This window comes from Staphylococcus simulans (assembly GCF_002994445.1).
GTDB classification, from domain to species: Bacteria; Bacillota; Bacilli; order Staphylococcales; family Staphylococcaceae; genus Staphylococcus; species Staphylococcus simulans_B.
On record NZ_MRZJ01000001.1, the window covers coordinates 524370 to 545048 of the forward strand.

Below are 20679 nucleotides of genomic sequence, written 5' to 3' on the forward strand. Positions count from 1 at the left end.
TTTCCTCCATTACATCTCATCATATAAATGACAAGCTACTTTATGTTTTGAATCAATCAATTTTAGAGGGACATTTTCTTTTTTACAGATATCCATGACATGCGGACATCTATTCGCAAACTTGCATCCTTGTTTCGGCATATTGACAAGAGAAGGAACACTGCCTTCGATAACTTCTAATTTTTCAGGATTTCCATCAAGTTTCGGAATAGATCTGATTAATGCTTGAGTGTATGGATGTTTAGGAGATTGGAAAATTTCATCTGTTGTTCCAGTCTCGATAATATTACCTGCATACATGACAGCTACACGATCGCATAGTTCTGAAATCACTGCTAAATCATGTGAAATGAAAATAATAGACATATTATTTTCTTTACGGATTTTTCTTAATAAATCTAATATTTGCGCCTGCACCGTTACATCTAGAGCAGTTGTAGGTTCATCTGCAATTAATAAGTCCGGATTGCACGAAATCGCTAAAGCAATCATTACACGCTGTCTCATACCGCCAGACAACTGATGCGGATAATTGTCAATGACTTCTGCAGCTCTTGGAATACCGACTTGATTTAATAAATCGATGGCTTTTTCTCTGGATTTAACTTTATCCAATTTTAAATGCAGCATGATTTTCTCAACTAATTGATTTCCAATCGTAAAAACCGGATTCAGTGCAGTCATCGGTTCTTGGAAGATCATTGAAAGTTCTTTTCCTCTGATTTTGTTATAGTCTTTTTCACTGATATTATCGATACGCTTGCCTTTAAATTTGATTTCGCCTTCTTCAACATTCGCTATTTTTTCAGGCAGCAGCTGCATCACCGATAAGCTGAGTACTGATTTCCCTGAACCCGATTCTCCTACTATTCCTAGAATTTCGCCTTCTTCTACCGATAAATTAATGTTGTTAACTGCAGAATACCATTCGTTTTTTATGTAAAAACTGGTTTTTAATTGTGTTATTTCTAATATATTTTTAACTGGCATTTTCAAACACTCCCCTGCTTTTTTACTTAGAAAAAGCCTCGAAAATAATCGAGGCTTTTAATGCAAAATTATTTTTCTACAGTCCATTCATTAGAAGGGTTAGATCCTTTGAATGATACGTTGAAGTTTTTAACTTTGTTGCTGACTAATGTAATGTCTTCAAGCTCTACAAGAGGAATAACTGGTACATCTTTATTCCAAAGTTTTTGCCATTGCAAGTAAAGGTCTTTACGTTTTTCTTTACTGTTGCCGACGATATCGTAGTCAGTTGCTTCTGCTAATAATTTGTCTGATTCTGGGTTGTTGTAACGAGATTCGTTCCATAATGCATTTGATTTATACAAGCTTGATGGATCCGGGTCTGCCCCTTGTTGCCATCCTCTGACATAAACTTCAGTATTTCCGTCAGCTTTTTCTAAATCAGCATTATATTTACTGAACTCAACCATGCTGACTTTAGTTTTCAAACCAACTTTTTCCCAATAACCTTTAAGTGCTGCAGTTCTTGGTTCAAATGTTGGGTTTGTACCTGCATAATGTTTTAAGTTGATTTCGAATTTTTTACCTTTAGGATCTTCTCTGAATCCGTCGCCGTCACGGTCTTTATAACCTGCTTCATCTAACAATTGTTTTGCTTTTTTCACATTATATTTGTAATCAGTTAAGCCTTTATTACCTTGAGAAACCCAGTGGCTTGTTGGGATTAATGAGTTAGTTGGTTTAGCATAACCATACATGAACGCTTTAATCCATTCGTCTTTGTTAATCGCATAATCCATTGCTTTTCTTAAACGGACATCTTGGTATTTAGGAAGCGGTTCGCCCACTTTCATTGCTTTTTTATCGTATTTATTTAATACGAATCCAAGAATCATGTATTGAGTTGATGGTGCTGTTAAAACTTTAATGTTATCTGCTTTAGCGTCTTTAACTTGTTTTGCCATAGGTGCAGTAGCTTCGCCAACCATATCGATATCACCATTTTGAAGTGCTTTCACCATAGCGTTTTGGTCTACTACTTTTAAGTTGATTTTGTCTAGTTTAGGTTCACCTTTCCAATAGTTTTTATTTTTTTCAAATTGAACTGATTCGCCATCTACGATTTTTTTAACTTTGAAAGCACCATAACCGATTGGGTGTTTACGTACTTGTTCTGATTTAGCCATTTGTTTAACAGGAATATCTTTAAAGATTTTTTCACTTAATAAATCGCCACCATAAATTTTCAACAAGTTATTAACTTTCTTTTCTTTAAATGTGATTTCTACATTGTAGTCATCAATTTTTTTGATACCTGAAATTGTATCAGCTTGACCGTCATGTTTCGCTTTCGCACCTTCGATACATTCTACAGTGTTGAAACGAGGACCTTCATAATCAGGACTAGCTAATGTTTCTAAAGTGAAAATCCAGTCATTAATTGTTAATGGGTTGCCATCTTGCCATTTAATACCTTTTTTCATTGTGAATTTGTATTTCTTAGCTGGTTCTAATTCTTTCCAAGAAACAATGTTTGGTTCGATTTGCAAATGATCATCCATTTTGAATAATCCGTCACTGAATAAGCCGATTACAGCTGAGTCAGATGTTGAACTTGCAAAGATACCAGAGAAGTTACCTTCTGGCGGTGCGCCAGTACCGATATTAAGTGTACCGCCTTTCGCATTACTCTTACCTGTGCTGCTTGAATCTGTCTTACCGTTATCAGCTGACTTTTTACTGCCGCATGCTGATAAAACGAGTAGAAGTGATAGTAGAACTATCGCTAGTTTAAACCATCGTTTTTTCATAAAATTCCTCCTCATGATGTTATCTCTATGCCGTTTATATGAAAATATTATATTAATATTCTGACTATTGTGTCAATGATACATTCATTAATTATTTTTCTTATAGATAAATTATTTGATATATGCAAAAAAGCACTCCTGAATATTAGGAGTGCTCAAAATTGATAAATCATAATTTAATCGTATTTAGCTGTTAAATCATCCATAGTAATACCTGTAGGCACATGGTAGAATTTCACTTGGCTGATGATACTTGGAACTTTTAATTCAACCATTCGATCATTAATATTTTGAATTAATATCAAGCATACGCTCATCGTTCCTTGTACTGTAGTTTCTAAAGGATTAACTCGAAACTCTAAGCCTGATTTTTCGATAATTGAAATTGCCTCATCAACATATGGAATAACGTCTTCGCCATTTGGTGTTTTCGGTATGACTTGAATACTCATTAAAGTGTCTTGCATGTCAAAGCCCTCTTTTCCCTTGTTATTAATTCCACTGTATCAAAAATTGTCCCATTCGCCTACTGATGCTGCTTCATAACGTTATACTGTATGATAATAACAACTGATGATGATTAAGCGATGACCGATTTCTTTATAAACGAGTCGATGTATTTCATCCAGCTTCAAAACTTTAAAGCCGCCTTCGCTGATTCTTTTTACATATAACGGAACAGGGTAATTATCTTCATCAAAAGGGATTTTGCCTTTAATTTGTTGAATCGCTCTGTTGAAGTGTGCAATCAATTGACCATTTAAGCTTTTAAAGTGGGTATGGTCGTTATTTGCGGTTTCAGTAAAATCGATTAATAGCTGGTCATTTACGAGGACTTTAACCAAGTGCCCATTGATGTAATCTCTGATACAATGTGCCAAATGGTTGCGGTTCGCTTCATTTTTCAGCAAATACATGCGTGCTTCATAACCTTTTTGTGTTTCAGTTTCGTTATTATAATGAATGGAAGGATCCACTTGCTGCCCTTCTAAATAATTATGTGCAATTTTATTTAATAATTGTTCTTGCGGCGTCGCTTTATCAACTTCTTTTTTCTCTTTCGTCATTTTGTACACCTCTTAATTACGACTTATTAAGACAATACCCTTATAAAGCGGTATACCAAACTTTTATTTTAGTTTTTAATATCTGACAACTAATTAGGTGTAAACAAAAGATAACTTTAGAAACAAAAACAAGCCTTCTTTTCTCTCATATAACGTATACCCGTTATTTCGAGGTTAAGAAGGCTTGTTTCATATTTTTAGATGAATTGTTTAGTTAATTCGTCAAATTGCGCTTGATCAATACTGATATCTTGTTTTGCTAAAGGTTCGCCGCTCATAGCTTCTACTTGAGATTCATATGAAGGTGTTTCTTTATCTTGATAAACAATTCCAGTCAGTAATGATTCGTTTTCAATGACTGCTTGTGTTGCTTTATTTTTATCTGAAGGGTCAAAATCTTCTAAGTCATCTACTGACACAAGATTTTCTTTAAACCAATCATACGTATTGACTTTATTGTATGTGACACAAGGTGAAAACACATTGACGAATGAGAAGCCGTCATGATTGATTGCTTCTTCGATTAATGATGTGAGACCTTTAATATCACTTGAGAAGCCTTGTCCGACAAACGTTGCACCAGATGATAATGCAAGTTCTAAAGGTGCTACGTTTTGTTCAATGTTGCCTTTAGGCGTTGTTTTAGTCACAAAGCCTGGTGCTGATGAAGGTGAAGTTTGGCCTTTAGTCAATCCATAGATTTGGTTATCCATAACAATATACGTAATGTTCATGTTACGGCGTAAAGCATGAATCGTATGACCCATACCAATGGCATAACCATCACCGTCACCGCCAGAACAAATCACTGTTAAATCTTTGTTCGCCATTTTAACGCCCTGTGCAATCGGCAAAGCACGACCATGAATAGCGTGCAGACCGTATGAATTGATATAACCTGATAAACGGCCGGAACAACCGATACCTGTAATTAACGCTACTTCTTCAGGTTCTAATCCGACATTCGCAGCTGCTTTTTGAATCGCTGCTTGTACTGAGAAGTCACCGCACCCTGGACACCAGTTGGGTTTCACGTTATTTCTAAAATCTTTAAATGTTGCCACCTGTAACCACTCCTTCAGTTTCTTTGGCAATTTCTAAACCTTTATCTTCAATTTCATGCGGTAAGAATGGTGTACCATCATATTTTGTTTGTTTTACAAGTTTTTGATGGACATTTACATTCATTTTCAAGATATTTGCTAGTTGACCTTGGTAGTTATGTTCAACAACTACAACTTTTTTAGCTTTATCTACCGCTTCTTGTACGATTTCTGTCGGGAATGGATGCAGTTGCTTGATTTGCAAGTGGTTGACTTTAACCCCTTCTTTTTCAAGTCTTGCTTTCCCTTCTTGAATTGCGCCTTTTGTAGAAATAAATCCGATATATAAAATATCTGCATCATCATAAGCTTGATCATCTACAACCGGTTCGCTGATTAATAAGTTTTCAGTTTTACGCATACGTTTATCCATTTGTTCTTGACGGTTTTGTGCAGACTCACTAGGTTTGCCGTCTTGGCTGTGTTCAACACCAGTTACATGATGAATACCGCCTTTAACGCCTGGGATAGGACGCGGAGAAACACCACTTGCTGTAAGCGCATAACGTTTGAAGTAAGCTTTGTCATCTTCTTCACGTTCGATATCGCCTTGCAGTAATTCGCCGCGTTTGATTTCAACGCGATTGAAATCAAGCTGTTCTACTGTTTGCTTGCCTAATGCCAGCTGCAAGTCGCTTAAAATGATAACCGGGCATTGATATTCTTCAGCTAAGTTGAAAGCTTCTACTGTTAAATAGAATGAATCTTCCGCATCTGTTGGTGCTAATACAATCTTAGGAATATCACCATGTGTACCGTAAATCATTTGCATTAAATCTGATTGTTCTTCTTTTGTTGGCAATCCTGTTGAAGGACCTCCGCGTTGTGTATTGACAATCACTAACGGTGTTTCAGTCATACCTGAAAGACCGATAGATTCCATCATCAATGAAAGACCGGGTCCAGCTGAAGCTGTGAACGCACGCACACCTGCATAGTTTGCGCCGATAGCCATGGTAGCCGCCGCAATTTCATCTTCAGTTTGAATGACTGTACCGCCGACTTTCGGCAAGTTATCAATCATATATTCCATAATTTCTGAAGCAGGTGTAATCGGATAAGCTGCCATAAATTTAGAACCTGCTGAAATAGCACCTAAACCGACAGCATCATTGCCGATCATATATAAGTGCGGTTCTGATTGGCTTGCTTCTAAATGGAAATCTCCTTCTAAGTCTGTCATTTGTTCTTTCATTGCTTTATAACCTGCATGTAAGGCTTGAATATTCATTTCAACAATACTTTCGCCTTTTTTACCGAATGTGTTGTCAATTAATGACTCAAAGGACTTAATATCTAAATCCATAATGGCACACGTTGCACCGATAGCCACCATGTTTTTCATAAGTTTTGTACCAAGTTCTTTTGCGATATCAGTAAAAGGCAGTACGATAAGTTGGGCTTTGCAATCTTCAGGTTTAGACGGTTTTGCTTTCGCATCCGCAATAATCACACTGTCGTCACGCATTTCATGATGATTGACTTCAATCGTTTCTTGATCAAACGCTACTAAAATATCTAAATCATCACTGATTGCATGCACTGGTGTATTGGATACTCTGATTTTATTATTGGTATGGCCGCCTTTAATTCGGCTTGAGAAATGTCTGTATCCGTAGAGGTAATATCCTTCACGATTCATTGCTGTGGCAAAGATTTCTCCAGTCGATTCAATTCCTTCACCTTGTTGTCCGCCAACTTTCCAAGATACTTGTGATTTCATACCTAGCTTTGCCTCCTGTAATATAGTTCATTCTAATCATATCAAAACAAACCACTGTATTACTATGATAACAGTGGTTTTAAGTGAAATTCATACTAACGGACGATACCTTTTAAATCATTTCAAAAGGATTATCTTCGTTAATTAAAATACGTTCAATATTTTTTGTTTTTCCGTTTTTATCTAAATCAATAATAACTCCGGATAATACTTCTCTGCCTTCGTCTGGTACAACATGACGCTGAGGCAGACTTGAAATAAAACGATAGATGACTTCATCACGATTAATGCCTAATATTCCATCATAATAACCAGTCATTCCTACATCTGTGATGTAGCCTGTACCGTTCGGTAAAATACGGTTATCTGACGTTTGTATATGTGTATGTGTGCCCACAACAGCACTTGCACGGCCATCTAAATACCAACCCATAGCATTTTTCTCTGACGTTGTTTCCGCATGAAAGTCCACAAAAATATAAGGCGTTTCTTTTTGTGCTGCTTCAATTAATGCATCTGCTTTCTTAAACGGGTCATCAATATCTTGCATAAACGCACGGCCTTGCAGATTAATTACCGCAAGTTTCGTATCATTGATCTGCATATAGCGCATACCGACACCCGGTGCTTCATCAGGGAAATTAGCAGGTCGCACCATACGTTTTGCATCATCGATAAATTCATAAATTTGACGTTGTCCATACGTATGGTTGCCCATCGTCATAAAGTCAACGCCCTCTCTTAATAACTGTTTATAAATCTTTTCAGTCAGACCTTTGCCGTGTGCCGCATTTTCCGCATTGACAATGGTTGCGGTCGGACGGTAATGTTTCTTTAATTTAGGCAAGTACGTAGTAATCGCATTGCGCCCTACTTTGCCTACGATGTCGCCGATAAATAATATTCTCAACGTTCCTTCATCCTCTCATATTAGTTAGTTTAATGGAAAATCCATCAATTGAAAAGTGCCTAAGCCATTTAATATCATGCAGATGCAGTAAAGTTTTTTCAAAAAAATAATTAACTTTATGTAGAGGGGGTAAAGATGAATTAAGACGCTCATACATCACAACATTATAATTGTAAAAGAGCTGTCAAATTTTCAAAGCAGTTGTTCTTTTTAATCAATTTGTTGTATGTTATGATTTGTCTATCAAATTTATAGGAGATGTAAATAGTAAATGTCAATTAATATTGATCCCGAAAAGTTTGCAGAACTTGTACTTCAATCTAACCCATCTAAAAGCGACAATCCAGAAGATGTCGCTAAAGAGGCTTTAGAGCTTTATATCAATGCATACCGTTTAGCTGAAAGATATGCACACTTATCTTCAAATGCATTTGATACATGCGAAGTACTTAAAGAAGTGAAAGAAACAGATTTACTTTTGACTAAATAAAACAATAATCTTAAATAAAAAACAATGAACAATTAGGTAATACAAACTGTTCATCCATCAGAAGTTAAGCATTCGCTTAGCTTCTTTTTTATGCTCTATACTGATAATGAACACTTATACTTCCTTCAAATGATCAATTACAATCCTTAAATTATCATCAATATACTTGTTCTTATGCGCAAACAAATAAAAGTCGCGTTGAATATCAACAGGCACCACCATTAATTTCTGATGATCATAAGGTGTGAGTGTCGTAGATGAAATAATAGAAATCCCCATTCCCCTTCTCACCATATTCTTTATCAATGTTGTATTATTCATCTCAACTAGAAAGACATCATTCAATCCTAATTTTTCAATTCCTTTTTCTTGGTAAGCTCTAGTACCTGAACCCTTTTCTCTGATAAAGAAAGTATCCGCTGATTCAAACGGTTGGCCTTTTTTACGGATTAAGACCAATTCATCATGTTCGATTTTCATTTTATTTAACGCATTATCTTGAATTTCCTTTTCTACAATTCCTAAATCAATCACATTGTTTTTTAAATGTTCAATCACATGTTCAGAGTTGTCCAATCTTACATGAATATGAAGCTGAGGATATTTTAAAGCCAAATCTGCTAAATGCTCAGCCAAGCGGTATTCTCCATACGTATAACTGCTTCCGATTGTCAGTTCACCCGAAATAGTATGCGGTGCCTGTTTTAAATCCTTGATTAAGCGTTCTTCTAAACGCCGTTTTTGAAGTGCATAATGAAACAGCTTTTCACCGTCTCTCGTCAAACGCATATTAGAATGTTTGAACTCAAATACTTTTACGTCATATTCATTTTCCAATCGCTTGATATCTCTGCTGATGGAAGGTTGAGATGTATATAAATTCTGTGCAGCTTTGGTATAACTTTTCGTTTTTACAACTTCAATTAATACTTTAAAAGGATCCATCCACAACACACCTTTTTGTTTATTCTCCTTAATTATAACAAATTCGTTATAGTCTATATACCAATTATTTATTTAACGTTATAAGAAGCCCGTGCTAAATTAAAGGTATGAGGAGGCGTTACTATGAAAGTCATCAGACAAAAATCTTTTGCATTTGGAATAATCTTCACACTGATCATAGCGCTAATCAGTATGTTATTAGCCCAATTGCCTCTGTTAGAAAATTTAGGTGCACTGACTATCGCTATCTTATTTGCGATTGTGTACCGTCATTTAAAGGGATATCCGGAAACTGTAAGATCGGGTATTGAGTTTTCAGCGAAACGCCTATTAAAAGTTGCAATTGTACTCTACGGACTCAAACTCAATATCAATGAAATTATCACACAAGGACGTACCTTATTATTAGTAGATATCGGTGTCGTAATATTCAGCATCGGATTTATCGTTTTATTAAACAAATGGATGAAAGGCGATAAACAAATCGGTCTCTTATTAGGCATCGGCACAGGTATTTGCGGTGCGGCTGCGATTGCGGCGACATCATCTATTTTAAAATCAAAAGAAAAAGACACTGCTTTAAGTGTCGGAATTATTGCTTTGATCGGAACACTGTTTTCATTAGTGTATACCGTCATCAGTTCTGTTTTTCATATCTCACCTGAACTTTATGGTGCTTGGTCAGGCAGCAGTTTGCATGAAATTGCTCATGTTGTATTAGCTGCTGGATTTGCGGGTGAAGCATCATTAAAAATCGGATTACTCGCTAAATTAGGCAGAGTCTTCTTATTAATACCAGTCAGTTTGATTTTGCTTTTTATCATGAAATTCAAATCACAAAGCTCAAACGAAAAAGCTGCTATAGAAATTCCTTACTTCTTAGTCGGATTCGTTATTGCCTCTTTAATTAATACGTATCTGCCTTTACCAGAAGTATGGATGTCATGCTTAAACTTTATTTCTACATTACTGATTATTATGGCAATGGTCGGCTTAGGCTTAAATGTCGCCCTCAAAGATATTAAAGACCGTGCAGGCAAACCGCTTATCGCAATTGTGATTGCCTCTCTATTGCTTTCAGTGCTTGTTTTTATCACTTTATCTATGCTCCACATATAAAAATGGGTTAGACCTTCTAACCCATTTCATCTGTCTTATTTCAATTTGCACTGCGTTTTAACTTTCTGCTTTGTCTTTTTCTTCTTATTGTCTCCCAATGATTTTGAACAAATTCAATGACAGTAAGAAATAAATCTGTCATCATAATCACCTCTGGTTATTTGACTGATTTTTTCTTACTATTAGATTACCCTAAGGTGCTTAGACTATACGTTCAAATAATATAAAAAGACCTTGAACCGTGATAAGTTCAAGATCTTGTCATTTCAAAAATTATTTTGCATATTCAATTGCTCTCGTCTCACGAACAACTGTCACTTTGATATGTCCTGGATACTGTAATTCATCTTCAATTTGTTTTTTGATATCTCTTGCTAAGCGATGTGCTTTCAAGTCATCGATATCATCCGGTGATACAATCACGCGAATTTCTCTTCCGGCTTGAATCGCAAATGCTTTTTCAACACCTTCATAACCTTCAGATAAAGCTTCTAAGCGTTCTAATCTGCGGATATAATTTTCTAATGTCTCTTTACGTGCACCTGGGCGTGCTGCTGATAAAGCATCTGCCGCAGCGACTAGAATAGAGATAATAGATGTTGGTTCTACATCGCCGTGATGGGAATGAATCGCATTAATCACTGTTTCATTCTCATGATATTTCTTCGCAAGTTCTACACCGATTTCTACATGGCTGCCTTCGACTTCGTGGTCTATGGCTTTACCTACGTCATGCAATAAACCAGCGCGTTTAGCCAATGTTACATCTTCTCCTAATTCAGCTGCCAGCATACCAGATAGATGTGCAACTTCAATAGAGTGTTTTAATACATTTTGGCCATAGCTTGTTCTGAATTTCAATCGACCTAATATTTTAACTAAGTCAGGATGCATGTTGTGAACGTTGATTTCAAACGTTGCTTGCTCACCAGCATCTCGGATAATATCATCTACTTCTTTACGTGCTTTCTCTACCATGTCTTCAATACGACCCGGATGAATCCGACCGTCTGAAACAAGGTTGACTAAAGCTGTGCGTGCAATTTCTCGTCGAATAGGATCAAAGCCCGATAAGATTACTGCTTCAGGTGTGTCATCTATAATTAAGTCGATACCCGTCAATGTTTCTAAAGTTCTAATATTACGGCCTTCACGACCAATAATACGGCCTTTCATTTCATCGTTAGGTAAGTTAACCACTGATACTGTTGACTCTGAAGTATGTTCAGCTGCTAAGCGCTGAACTGTAGTTGCCAATAATTCTTTTGCGGTTTTATCGACTTTTTCTTTTGCTTCAATTTCCTTTTCTTTAACAAGTACTGCAATATCTTGTGACAGTTCTTCTTCAACACGTTGAAACTGTTCTTTAATCGCTTCATCGCGTGTGAGACCGGAGATGCGTTCTAATTCTTGTTCGTGCTTCATTATTATTGATTGAACACTACTCTCTTTTGCATCTACTTGTTGTTGTTTTTCTTCAATTTTCGATTCTTTTTGCTCTAAAATCTCATCTTTTTTATCTAATAGATCAGACTTACGCTCTAAGTTATCTTCTTTTTGAAGAAGTCGGGCCTCTTGTTTTTGAAGATTTCCACGTATTTCTCGAAGTTCATTTTCTGTTTGTTCTTTTAAACGTTGATTTTCTTCTTTAGCCTCTAGTAATCTCTCTTTTTTGAGATTCTCTGCTTCTTTGTTCGCCTGATTGATTATATCATCTGCAGTTTGTTTGGCTTGCACTTGTTTCTCGTGCAAAACTTTTTGGGCTGCTATATACCCTACAACAACTCCTAGAATACAACCCAGCAAAATGAGTAGGAGGGTTAATAAATTCACACAAACACCTCCTTTTTCTAGGATTTTGTTTATTTGTATATCGATTACAATATGATTATATGAAGAAATATAAGAATCATACATAACAATTGTACTTTTTAAACAGGAGCAGTGTCAAGGCTAATAGTTTACATAACCACCATAATTACACAATGCAAAAAGAAAAACCTGGAAGCTGTTTTCCAGGTTTAAAAATCATCTATTCTTCATCGAATAAAGTTGTATTTGCGTCTTTATCCGCTTCTTTTTCTTCTTTTTCTTCAACATCTCCATCAAAGATACCTAATTTTTGTCTTAACTTGTGATCGATGTCTTCTTTGACTTCTGGATGTTCTTTCAAGTAGTTCTTAACATTTTCTTTACCTTGGCCCATACGGTCGCCGTTGTAAGAGTACCAAGCACCTGATTTATCGACAATATCATGTTCTACACCTAAGTCGATTAATTCGCCTTCTTTAGAGATACCTTGACCGTACATGATATCAACTTCAGCCACTCTGAATGGCGGTGCAACTTTGTTTTTAACGACTTTGATTTTAGTACGGTTACCCACAATTTCTTGGCCTTGCTTCAATTGTTCTGCACGACGAACTTCTAAACGCACTGAACTATAGAATTTCAATGCACGACCACCAGGAGTTGTTTCTGGATTACCGAACATAACGCCGACTTTTTCACGGATTTGGTTGATGAAGATTGCTGTACAGTTTGATTTTGAAATGGCACCTGAAAGTTTACGCAATGCTTGAGACATTAAACGCGCTTGCAAACCAACGTGTGTATCTCCCATTTCACCTTCGATTTCAGCTTTAGGTGTTAACGCAGCAACTGAGTCGACAACAATAATGTCTACTGCACCGCTTCGTACGAATGCTTCCGCAATCTCTAAACCTTGTTCCCCGTGGTCAGGTTGAGATAAATAAAGGTTGTCGATATCTACACCTAATGCTTCCGCGTATACAGGGTCTAATGCGTGCTCAGCATCAATAAATGCCGCTACGCCGCCTTGTTTTTGTACTTCCGCAATTGCATGTAAAGCAACTGTTGTTTTACCAGAACTTTCTGGCCCGTATATTTCTACAATTCTTCCTTTAGGGTAGCCGCCTACTCCTAATGCATTATCTAGTGTAACTGAACCGCTTGAAACACTTGAAACACGGCGAGCTTTGTTATCGCCCAATTTCATTACGGCACCTTTACCAAACGATTTCTCCATATTTTTAATGACAGTATCTAGCGCTTTTTGACGTTCATTATCCAATGTCTGGCCTCCTATTCGAGATGTAATCTCCAAATTATCTTAATTAATACTATACAGTGTTCCGATTTAAATTACAAGGAATAAACGAATATTTGTTCGCTTATTTTAACGATAACCTTACATTAGACCGAACACCCGTACCTATATATTTGCATTTATTACTCTTTTACCCTTAAGAAAACATATTTATTAATCGAATGTAGACATAATTCGGCGTTCTATGTTTAATTAATTTTCTTTTTTGGGTCATAGTAAATTCTTCAACTTTAAAGTCATCTTGCGTCAAGACACCAAGATAAACCTCATCTTCATGATGCAAGAGTGCAATACCGATATCTGTTTGATAAAGTTCTTTGACTTGCTGTGCACCTGATTTCAATCTTGCTTCGAAAGCTTGATCAGCATCCACAAATACCGGATCATCAATCAGCATACCTTTTAATTTATCCGTTTCGTCATCTTCTTTTAAATTGGAGTATACTTCGCCTGAAGTCACACCATCATAAATCGCAAATGTACCAGGGACTTTTTCTAAAGCTGCTTGTTCTATTGTTATATCATCAGAACCGAAATAATAATTGCCGATACGATTTAATATAGCTTCTCTGACAGGCGCAATTAATGCTTTGCACTCTGCTTCGCTGTCGCCGCTTGCAGTGACACGTATTTTCACCTCATGCGGTCCTGCCAATGGTGCAATCGTCGGATTCGATTGGTTATCGATTAAATCCAGCAATTCTGTCTCGACTCTGGACTCGCCGATACCCGCAAACTTAAGCTGTTCTGAAAATATCGTACCTTTCTCTTCCATTAACAGCGGCAGTAACTCTTCTTCTGCCATCGGTTCCATTTCTTTAGGCGGTCCAGGCATTAAGACAATGCGTTTGCCGTCTTGTTCAACTAACATTCCTGGTGCCATGCCGACTTTGTTCGGTAAGACCGTTGCACCTTCAATTACCAGTGCTTGCTGTTTATTATTTTCACTCATTTCTTGCTTTTGTTCTTTAAAATATTCTTCAATATACTCTAATGCTGTCGCATCAGTCACAAGTGATTTACCTAAAACTTTCGCAACCGTATGTTTGGTCAAGTCATCTTTTGTAGGCCCTAAACCGCCTGTCATCACGACGGTATCATTCTCTTCTAATGTTTGGCGCAATAAGCGTTCTAAACGTGCTTCATTATCACCGATTACTGCTTGTTCCACTACATTCAAACCTACACCGTTAAATAACTGTGATAAGAATTGGGCATTGGTATTGAGTATTTGACCTAATAAGAGTTCCGATCCTACTGCTACTATAGAAATTTTCATAAAACTTCCTCCGTTTATATCACGTCATGTTTTCATTTGTTATATACAAATATAAGGGTGGCACAAACACAGTTATTTGTGAACTCATATGCACTGAACGTTCAACTGTATTGCACCACCCTATATCATCAATCTTATGCTTGTTTTTTAAAGACATCTCGGCCTTTATAGAAGTATTCAATACCTGAAAGTACAGTAAAGAATACACCGATGTATAATAAAACTTGTCCGATTGGGAAACCAATCCAATTTACTAATGGTTCACCTAATAAAATCCAAACTAACGCAACCATTGTAACGGCTGTTTTGATTTTACCAAGCTGTCCTGCAGCACTGACAAAACCTTGTTCAATTTGAAGCAAACGTAAACCTGTTACCGCAAACTCACGTGCAATAATAATAATTGCTACAACTGAGTTGGTTAAATCTAATTGCACTAAAACAATTAATGCACTGGCAACTAAAAGTTTGTCAGCAAGCGGATCTAAGAATTTCCCCATATTGGTTACTAAGTTCCATTTTCTTGCTAAGTAACCATCCGCAAAGTCGCTTAATGAAGCCACAATAAAAATAATGCCGCTGATAAAGAATTCAATGCGAATGGAGTGTCCTCCGATAAATGACATTTTCCCGAAGCCGAAATCGACTAAAGCGAAAAGAATCAATAACGGAATTAAAATTACCCTGAAGATTGTTATCTGATTGGGCAGATTCATAAACATTTCCTCTTTTCTTGCTATATTATATTAAGAATATTGCTGCTACCCATATTGCCAAAGTCGCAACAATAAACCCAGACAGCCAAATCACCAGCTGTTTAGAATCACTGCTTTGTGTTTTATAATCCGGCGGATTAGAACTGCTGAATTGTTCAATCGTGTCATCATATAAGCTGTCAGTTGAACTAGGCAATTCTTCTTGGTGATTCTTAATCAGAATAGACGCATCAGTATTCACTGCTTTGGCATATTTAGAAATAATCCCTTCTGCATAATTGGGATTAGTAAGTGCATCAAAATCATTATTTTCAATAAGCGTCAAAGTTTCTCTTTTGACTTTTGTTTTTGATTCCAACTCATTTAATGTCATACCTAAGCGTTCTCTTTTTCCTTTTAACGTCTGTCCGATTGTACTGCTCATATGTTTACACTCCTTGAAACATTATTCAAAAAACCCGAATCCTCCGCCGAAATCACCAAAGTCATTTCCTAAATTCAAGTTATTTTTGCTCTTAACTGTCTGTTGTTTCATATGTTCATATTTAATCTCTTGATCTTCTGTTTCTCTTAATTCGATAATGTAATCAAAATCATCGAGCTGATAGTCGCAAGATTCCACAAATAAATCCGGATGTTCTACCACCTTGATTGCAGGCAAAGCCATTACTTCATCTACTAATTCTCGGTGTTTCGGATCATTTTCTCGTGCAGTTACTGCACCATCAATAATATATACATGTTCCGGTCCGTATTCGCCTTTTAATAACGAATTGCGTACAGTTTGTTTAATCAATGTAGAACTGATAAACAACCAGCGCTTGTGCGCACAAACACTGCCTGCCACAATCGATTCGGTTTTGCCGACACGCGGCATTCCGCGGATACCGATTAATTTATGACCATCTTCTTTAAAGATTTCTGCCATAAAATCAACCAGCAGACCTAAGTCTTCACGTTCGAATCGGAATGTTTTTTTATCATCTGCATCTTGCTTGATATAGCGGCCATGTCTGACAGCTAAGCGATCGCGCAATTCTGGTTTGCGCATTTTGGTAATTGATATTTCATCAATTTGATTAGCAATATCTTCAAAACGACGCATTTTATCTAAACTGTCTGCACGAATTAATAAACCGCGGCGATTTTGGTCGACACCATTAATCGTCACAATACTAATCCCCATCATACCTAGGAGACTTGAAACATCCCCTAAGAGTCCTGCTCTATTAAATGTAATTTCATACTCTAAATACCATTCAATTTTTCTTTCTGGTGCTATCATGTTTTACACGCCCCTTAGTTCAACAACATATAGTATTCATCAGAAACAAGGATATAACATCCGTTCTACATTATGAATGAAAGTAATTACATTATACATTATCTATGGGGATATGAATACGCATAACAATCACTAAATATACCAGCCGCCGTTTACTTTTTGAACAGTACCTGTCACACTTTGTGCCTTCTGATTATATAAATAAGCACACGTATAAGCCACTTCTTCAGGTGACACCATTCTATGCTGCGGCAGTTCATCAATGATTGCGGCTAATTCAGACGGTTCGAATGCATCAGCCATATTGCCGCTGACCATACCGGGCGTGACAGCATTGACCGTAATAGATGTCATCGCAAGCTCTTGACTCAATGCTTTTACAAAGCCGATTTGTGCCGCTTTCATTGCTGAATACACCGTTTCCATACTTGCACCCGTTTCTCCCCAAATTGATGAAATCAACAGGATACGACCGCTCTCGCTCGCTCTGAGCTGGTCAAGAAAATAACGTGTTACAAGCATCATATTCTTAACATTCAAGCGATAACAAGTATCTATGTGGTCAGGTGACATATCTTGAAACATACCATATAAACTTTGTCCTGCCGCATAAATCAAAATATCTAAATTGTGTATGAAAGAGAAATGCGCCTCGATGTCTATCTCAGAAGCTAAATCCGCCTGTACAAAAGAGACATTTTCATTTTGATACTGCTGCTTAAGTTCCATTATAGATGCCTTGTTATAATGCACAATGACTTCATGGCCATCATCCAGCAATTGACGGACAATCGCTGAACCGATGGAACCAGAACCGCCTAAAACCAATGCTTTCATTTACTTCTTAATCTCCAATCTGCTGTCCGCAATTTGATCGAAATTCAAGCTGGCTAAAGATGCTTCGTTAATACTATCTAATGTAATGCTGTCAACGATATCTAACATATTAAATAGGCTGACACCTTCAAAATATAATTTAGTATATTGATTGGCAATATATTCAGGTGAATTCAAACTAGAAATGAACTCTCCGATAAATTGTTTTTTCAATAACTCAAAAGCTTCTTCATCTGTTAAATGACCTGCTTTTGTTTTCAGTTCATCCAACAATAAACGTTTTAGCTGACTTGGGTCTGGTGTTGAACTTGTGATGAGCGAGAAACTATAAGATGGTTCCAAGACAAATTGGTAACCGAATGTATCATCAATCAAGCCGTCATTCAGCAAGTTTTGATAGAAGTCTGTTTCTTCGCCTAAGACCATTTCAAAGAAGAACGTCATTTCTAAATCACGTTTCATATACGCTTCTTGAGAGCCTTCTTTTGGAACATTTTTAAAGCCAAGCATCAATCTTGGTATTTGAATGTTCATTTCTTCCACAACCTTGCTTTGCTGAACAGCTTCAGGCTCAGCTAAATTATCTCTTACGATTTCAGGTTGTGCAGTCAGTTCTCTTTTAGCTTCATGTTCTGTTATCAATGTATTAATACTTTCAGGATCTACATTGCCGACCACAAACATGACCATGTTCGAAGGATGGTAGAATGTTTCGTAACATAAATACAAGTCATCTTTAGTGATTTTATAAATACTTTCAACACTGCCGGCAATATCCACTTTGACAGGGTGATCTGAATACATCGCACGTAATGTATTGAACATTAGTTTATAACCTGGTTGTTCTTGATACATCTTGATTTCTTCTGCGATGATTCCTTTTTCTTTTTCTACTGTCGCTTCAGAGAAATAAGGCGTTTCTACCATTTTCATTAAACGTAAAATATTGCGTTCGACGTTAGAAGTAGCGCTGAAAAGATAGCTTGTACGGTCAAAACTTGTAAACGCATTAACTTGTGCATTATCTTCTGCGAACTCTGTAAATAAGTCGCCTTCTTCTTTTTCGAATAACTTATGTTCTAAAAAGTGTGCGACTCCATCTGGAACCGTCACAAATTCATCGCTGCCTAAAGGCTTGAATTTACTGTCTAATGAACCGAATTGTGTTGTATATGTAACAAAGGTTTTCTGAAAACCCGGCTTCGGAATTATAAATACTTTCAAGCCGTTATCCATTTGCGACTCATATACTGTTTCATCGATTAATTCATAATACTGCTTCTTCATTCTGCTTCATCCTCCTTCGTCAACACATAAATCGTATCTAGGATGGCACTTTTTGCAAGTTCGATAACCTCTTCTTTAGTTACATCTTGAATTTTTTGACCATAATTACCGTTCGTTAAGTCTTCAGGAAGCAAGATTTGGTTATGTGCAATTTCTACCATACTTTTTGGTCTGTCTTGAGATTCATTACGTTGAGAAATCAGAATCTTCTTCGCAAGTTCTAATTTTTCTTCACTGAATTCACCGCGTTGGAACTTTTCAAATTCAGCCAAAATCGTATCTTTCGCAACTTCATATTTATCTGCAGCTACACCGCTTAATACAAACATATAGCCGTTTTTACCATCAATTTGCGAATGCACGGAATAGGCTAAACTTTGCTTTTCGCGGATTTCGTTGAATAACACTGATGAAGGGTCTCCGCCGAACATTGTATTCAGCACAACAAACGTATAGTAGCCTGGTTGACCATAATACGTTTTAAAACGGTAGCCGATATTCAACTTGGCCTGATCGATTTCATCGTGTTCAATAATCGTTTGAGGCAATTCGCTTTCAGAACGTTGCGCTTGAATAACAGATGAAACTTGTTTTAAAGGTTTAATATCGAATAACTGTTTGATTTTTTCTGTTACTTCTTTTGTATCAACATTACCTACTACGTAAACTGCACAATCGTCATTTTCTAGCATGGACTGGTATGTATGATATAACAATTCAGGTGTTACAGCTGGAATATGTTCAATTAAACCTGAAGCTAAATAACTATATGGCTGATCTCCAAACATATTTTTCATGAGTTTTAAAAATGCAAGTTGTGCTTTATTATCATTGATTGCTTCTAATTTCTTTTTCAATAATGTCTTTTCTTGTGTCACAAATGTTTCGTTAAAACCGTTATTTTCTACTAATGGGTGATACAAGATTTCTTGCAGTAAATCTAAGCCTTCATCAAATAACGGATCCTTATGTTTCAGATAACGCTCATTCACAAGCTCTAATGTGATGGTAATGACATGTTTATCTTTGAATTTCGTCACAAAACTATTAACATATGCACCGTACAATTCTGATAGTTTGCGGTTAAACGCCTTATCTGTCGGCCATTGTTTGGTTGCTCTAACGAGCAGTTTACTCAATAATGAGCGTGCTGTCATCGTAGTTTCATCTAAGGGTGCCATAAATTTAAAAGTGATAATTGTTGTCTTGAATTTATCTGTCGGCATTACTTTGATACGAGGTTCTGTTTTATTATTTTGTTGGCTCACACTATCACACCTTCCTTATTCTTCTTCAGTTTTGCGTATTGCTTTGAATTTGACCACTTCACTCTTGAAGTAATTAAACGAGTAAAGAATCGGTCGATTAAGATGATCGTAATGTACTTGTCTTAATAACATCAGTGCTTCATTCGGAGCTGATTCTAATGCTTCAGAAACTTTAGGTTCATAACTTACCGACTCGATTTCTGTTTCTGAATACGCAATCTTTATATCAGCAAAAGCTTTAATGGCAGTCAAGATGGACTCATCATGTTCTTGAAACGCTGCACAAGTTAAATAGCTTGTCGCAACTTTATCTAAACAATACACCACTGGACTGCCGTCAGCCGTTCTGATCCTTTCAATAATCGTCACATACTCGCCTTCATTTAAGCTGAGCGCCTTGCGATCATGTTGCGTTGCAGGCTGCTGGTCCAAGTTCATAAAAATGGTACCCGCTCTAAAGCCTTCATTTTCAATCATTTTGCTGATGCTTAATAACTTATCCAACGGATAGAAAAACGGCTGAGGCTCCTTAACGCTGGCTTGTGCTTCAAAGCTCTGCGTTAAGACTTGCTCCGTAATAAGTTCATCCACTGCATCATATACATCATCTGTTTTCGCATTCACTTCTCTAGCGATAGATAAAGTACTTGGAACAGGATCACCCGGGTTCAATCTGCCTGACTCGATTTCACTTAAAATCCATTCTTTAATTCTGTATATTGAATTCGTATTTGTCATCA

The 20679-nt window shown here is 36.7% G+C and carries 20 protein-coding genes; 2 read left to right on the top strand and 18 right to left on the bottom strand.

Annotation, left to right across the window (positions count from 1 at the left end; translation table 11 throughout):
- Positions 1 to 9 precede the first annotated feature (9 nt).
- The 7 genes from C7N65_RS02680 to C7N65_RS02710 all read right to left on the bottom strand — a co-directional run bounded on the left by C7N65_RS02680 (position 10) and on the right by C7N65_RS02710 (position 7583).
- Entirely contained in the window at positions 10 to 990 is a 981-nt protein-coding gene (locus C7N65_RS02680; protein WP_105992922.1) for an ABC transporter ATP-binding protein, read from the bottom strand.
- 68 nt (positions 991 to 1058) lie between these two features.
- Entirely contained in the window at positions 1059 to 2780 is a 1722-nt protein-coding gene (gene opp4A, locus C7N65_RS02685; protein WP_105992923.1) for an oligopeptide ABC transporter substrate-binding protein, read from the bottom strand.
- Positions 2781 to 2956: 176 nt separating this feature from the next.
- Positions 2957 to 3247 (bottom strand): MTH1187 family thiamine-binding protein, encoded by a 291-nt coding sequence (locus C7N65_RS02690; RefSeq protein ID WP_105992924.1) that lies wholly within the window; start codon positions 3245 to 3247, stop codon positions 2957 to 2959.
- Between the two features lie 81 nt (positions 3248 to 3328).
- A complete protein-coding gene (locus C7N65_RS02695) occupies positions 3329 to 3847 on the bottom strand; it encodes a type II toxin-antitoxin system YoeB family toxin (protein ID WP_105992925.1) in 519 nt (172 codons plus the stop codon).
- Positions 3848 to 4044: 197 nt separating this feature from the next.
- A complete protein-coding gene (locus C7N65_RS02700) occupies positions 4045 to 4911 on the bottom strand; it encodes a 2-oxoacid:ferredoxin oxidoreductase subunit beta (RefSeq protein WP_105992926.1) in 867 nt (288 codons plus the stop codon).
- Entirely contained in the window at positions 4898 to 6673 is a 1776-nt protein-coding gene (locus C7N65_RS02705) for a 2-oxoacid:acceptor oxidoreductase subunit alpha (RefSeq protein WP_105992927.1), read from the bottom strand. Before C7N65_RS02705 ends, C7N65_RS02700 begins: the two co-directional genes overlap by 14 nt.
- A 112-nt stretch (positions 6674 to 6785) precedes the next feature.
- On the bottom strand, positions 6786 to 7583 hold the full coding sequence (locus C7N65_RS02710; protein WP_105992928.1) for a TIGR00282 family metallophosphoesterase: 798 nt from the start codon (positions 7581 to 7583) through the stop codon (positions 6786 to 6788).
- 271 nt (positions 7584 to 7854) lie between these two features.
- On the opposite strand from C7N65_RS02710, the gene C7N65_RS02715 reads away from it, so the two are divergent.
- Positions 7855 to 8073, top strand: a complete 219-nt coding sequence (locus tag C7N65_RS02715) for a hypothetical protein (RefSeq protein WP_105992929.1) — start codon at positions 7855 to 7857, stop codon at positions 8071 to 8073.
- 114 nt (positions 8074 to 8187) lie between these two features.
- On the opposite strand, the gene C7N65_RS02720 is transcribed toward C7N65_RS02715, so the two are convergent.
- Positions 8188 to 9018: a LysR family transcriptional regulator gene (locus C7N65_RS02720; RefSeq protein ID WP_105992930.1), complete on the bottom strand. Its 831-nt coding sequence runs from the start codon at positions 9016 to 9018 to the stop codon at positions 8188 to 8190.
- Positions 9019 to 9141: 123 nt separating this feature from the next.
- Here C7N65_RS02720 and C7N65_RS02725 point away from each other — a divergent pair, with 123 nt between their 5' ends.
- Complete coding sequence (locus C7N65_RS02725) at positions 9142 to 10137, top strand: YeiH family protein (protein ID WP_105992931.1); 996 nt, start codon at positions 9142 to 9144, stop codon at positions 10135 to 10137.
- 273 nt (positions 10138 to 10410) lie between these two features.
- Here C7N65_RS02725 and rny read toward each other — a convergent pair whose 3' ends face one another.
- From rny to C7N65_RS02775, 10 genes are all read right to left on the bottom strand, one after another.
- Positions 10411 to 11970, bottom strand: a complete 1560-nt coding sequence (rny, locus tag C7N65_RS02730) for a ribonuclease Y (RefSeq protein WP_105992932.1) — start codon at positions 11968 to 11970, stop codon at positions 10411 to 10413.
- A 199-nt stretch (positions 11971 to 12169) separates the two neighbouring features.
- The gene (recA, locus tag C7N65_RS02735; protein WP_105992933.1) at positions 12170 to 13231 is read right to left on the bottom strand and encodes a recombinase RecA; all 1062 of its coding nucleotides are present in this window, start codon (positions 13229 to 13231) and stop codon (positions 12170 to 12172) included.
- Positions 13232 to 13403: 172 nt separating this feature from the next.
- Entirely contained in the window at positions 13404 to 14546 is a 1143-nt protein-coding gene (locus C7N65_RS02740) for a CinA family nicotinamide mononucleotide deamidase-related protein (protein WP_105992934.1), read from the bottom strand.
- Positions 14547 to 14680: 134 nt separating this feature from the next.
- On the bottom strand, positions 14681 to 15262 hold the full coding sequence (pgsA, locus tag C7N65_RS02745; protein WP_105992935.1) for a CDP-diacylglycerol--glycerol-3-phosphate 3-phosphatidyltransferase: 582 nt from the start codon (positions 15260 to 15262) through the stop codon (positions 14681 to 14683).
- 25 nt (positions 15263 to 15287) lie between these two features.
- A complete protein-coding gene (locus C7N65_RS02750) occupies positions 15288 to 15686 on the bottom strand; it encodes a helix-turn-helix domain-containing protein (RefSeq protein WP_105992936.1) in 399 nt (132 codons plus the stop codon).
- 21 nt (positions 15687 to 15707) lie between these two features.
- A complete protein-coding gene (locus tag C7N65_RS02755) occupies positions 15708 to 16547 on the bottom strand; it encodes a DUF3388 domain-containing protein (RefSeq protein WP_105992937.1) in 840 nt (279 codons plus the stop codon).
- A gap of 132 nt (positions 16548 to 16679) precedes the next feature.
- Positions 16680 to 17384, bottom strand: a complete 705-nt coding sequence (gene ymfI, locus C7N65_RS02760; protein ID WP_105992938.1) for an elongation factor P 5-aminopentanone reductase — start codon at positions 17382 to 17384, stop codon at positions 16680 to 16682.
- Positions 17385 to 18671, bottom strand: coding sequence for an EF-P 5-aminopentanol modification-associated protein YfmH (yfmH, locus tag C7N65_RS02765; protein WP_105992939.1), 1287 nt, complete (start codon positions 18669 to 18671; stop codon positions 17385 to 17387).
- The gene (gene yfmF / locus C7N65_RS02770) at positions 18668 to 19897 is read right to left on the bottom strand and encodes an EF-P 5-aminopentanol modification-associated protein YfmF (protein ID WP_105993056.1); all 1230 of its coding nucleotides are present in this window, start codon (positions 19895 to 19897) and stop codon (positions 18668 to 18670) included. The genes yfmH and yfmF overlap by 4 nt, the downstream gene beginning before the upstream one ends.
- 57 nt (positions 19898 to 19954) lie before the next feature.
- Positions 19955 to 20677, bottom strand: coding sequence for a GntR family transcriptional regulator (locus tag C7N65_RS02775; RefSeq protein WP_105993057.1), 723 nt, complete (start codon positions 20675 to 20677; stop codon positions 19955 to 19957).
- Positions 20678 to 20679: the final 2 nt, after the last annotated feature.

Coding starts and splice junctions, on each gene's coding strand:
- C7N65_RS02740 (WP_105992934.1), bottom strand. CDS start 14,546: ATGAAAATTTCTATAGTAGCAGTAGGATCGGAACTCTTATTAGGTCAA.
- C7N65_RS02725 (WP_105992931.1), top strand. CDS start 9,142: ATGAAAGTCATCAGACAAAAATCTTTTGCATTTGGAATAATCTTCACA.
- C7N65_RS02750 (WP_105992936.1), bottom strand. CDS start 15,686: ATGAGCAGTACAATCGGACAGACGTTAAAAGGAAAAAGAGAACGCTTA.
- C7N65_RS02690 (WP_105992924.1), bottom strand. CDS start 3,247: ATGCAAGACACTTTAATGAGTATTCAAGTCATACCGAAAACACCAAAT.
- C7N65_RS02680 (WP_105992922.1), bottom strand. CDS start 990: ATGCCAGTTAAAAATATATTAGAAATAACACAATTAAAAACCAGTTTT.
- C7N65_RS02755 (WP_105992937.1), bottom strand. CDS start 16,547: ATGATAGCACCAGAAAGAAAAATTGAATGGTATTTAGAGTATGAAATT.
- C7N65_RS02705 (WP_105992927.1), bottom strand. CDS start 6,673: ATGAAATCACAAGTATCTTGGAAAGTTGGCGGACAACAAGGTGAAGGA.
- C7N65_RS02695 (WP_105992925.1), bottom strand. CDS start 3,847: ATGACGAAAGAGAAAAAAGAAGTTGATAAAGCGACGCCGCAAGAACAA.
- pgsA (WP_105992935.1), bottom strand. CDS start 15,262: ATGAATCTGCCCAATCAGATAACAATCTTCAGGGTAATTTTAATTCCG.
- C7N65_RS02715 (WP_105992929.1), top strand. CDS start 7,855: ATGTCAATTAATATTGATCCCGAAAAGTTTGCAGAACTTGTACTTCAA.
- yfmF (WP_105993056.1), bottom strand. CDS start 19,897: ATGCCGACAGATAAATTCAAGACAACAATTATCACTTTTAAATTTATG.
- ymfI (WP_105992938.1), bottom strand. CDS start 17,384: ATGAAAGCATTGGTTTTAGGCGGTTCTGGTTCCATCGGTTCAGCGATT.
- C7N65_RS02720 (WP_105992930.1), bottom strand. CDS start 9,018: ATGGATCCTTTTAAAGTATTAATTGAAGTTGTAAAAACGAAAAGTTAT.
- C7N65_RS02775 (WP_105993057.1), bottom strand. CDS start 20,677: ATGACAAATACGAATTCAATATACAGAATTAAAGAATGGATTTTAAGT.
- opp4A (WP_105992923.1), bottom strand. CDS start 2,780: ATGAAAAAACGATGGTTTAAACTAGCGATAGTTCTACTATCACTTCTA.
- yfmH (WP_105992939.1), bottom strand. CDS start 18,671: ATGAAGAAGCAGTATTATGAATTAATCGATGAAACAGTATATGAGTCG.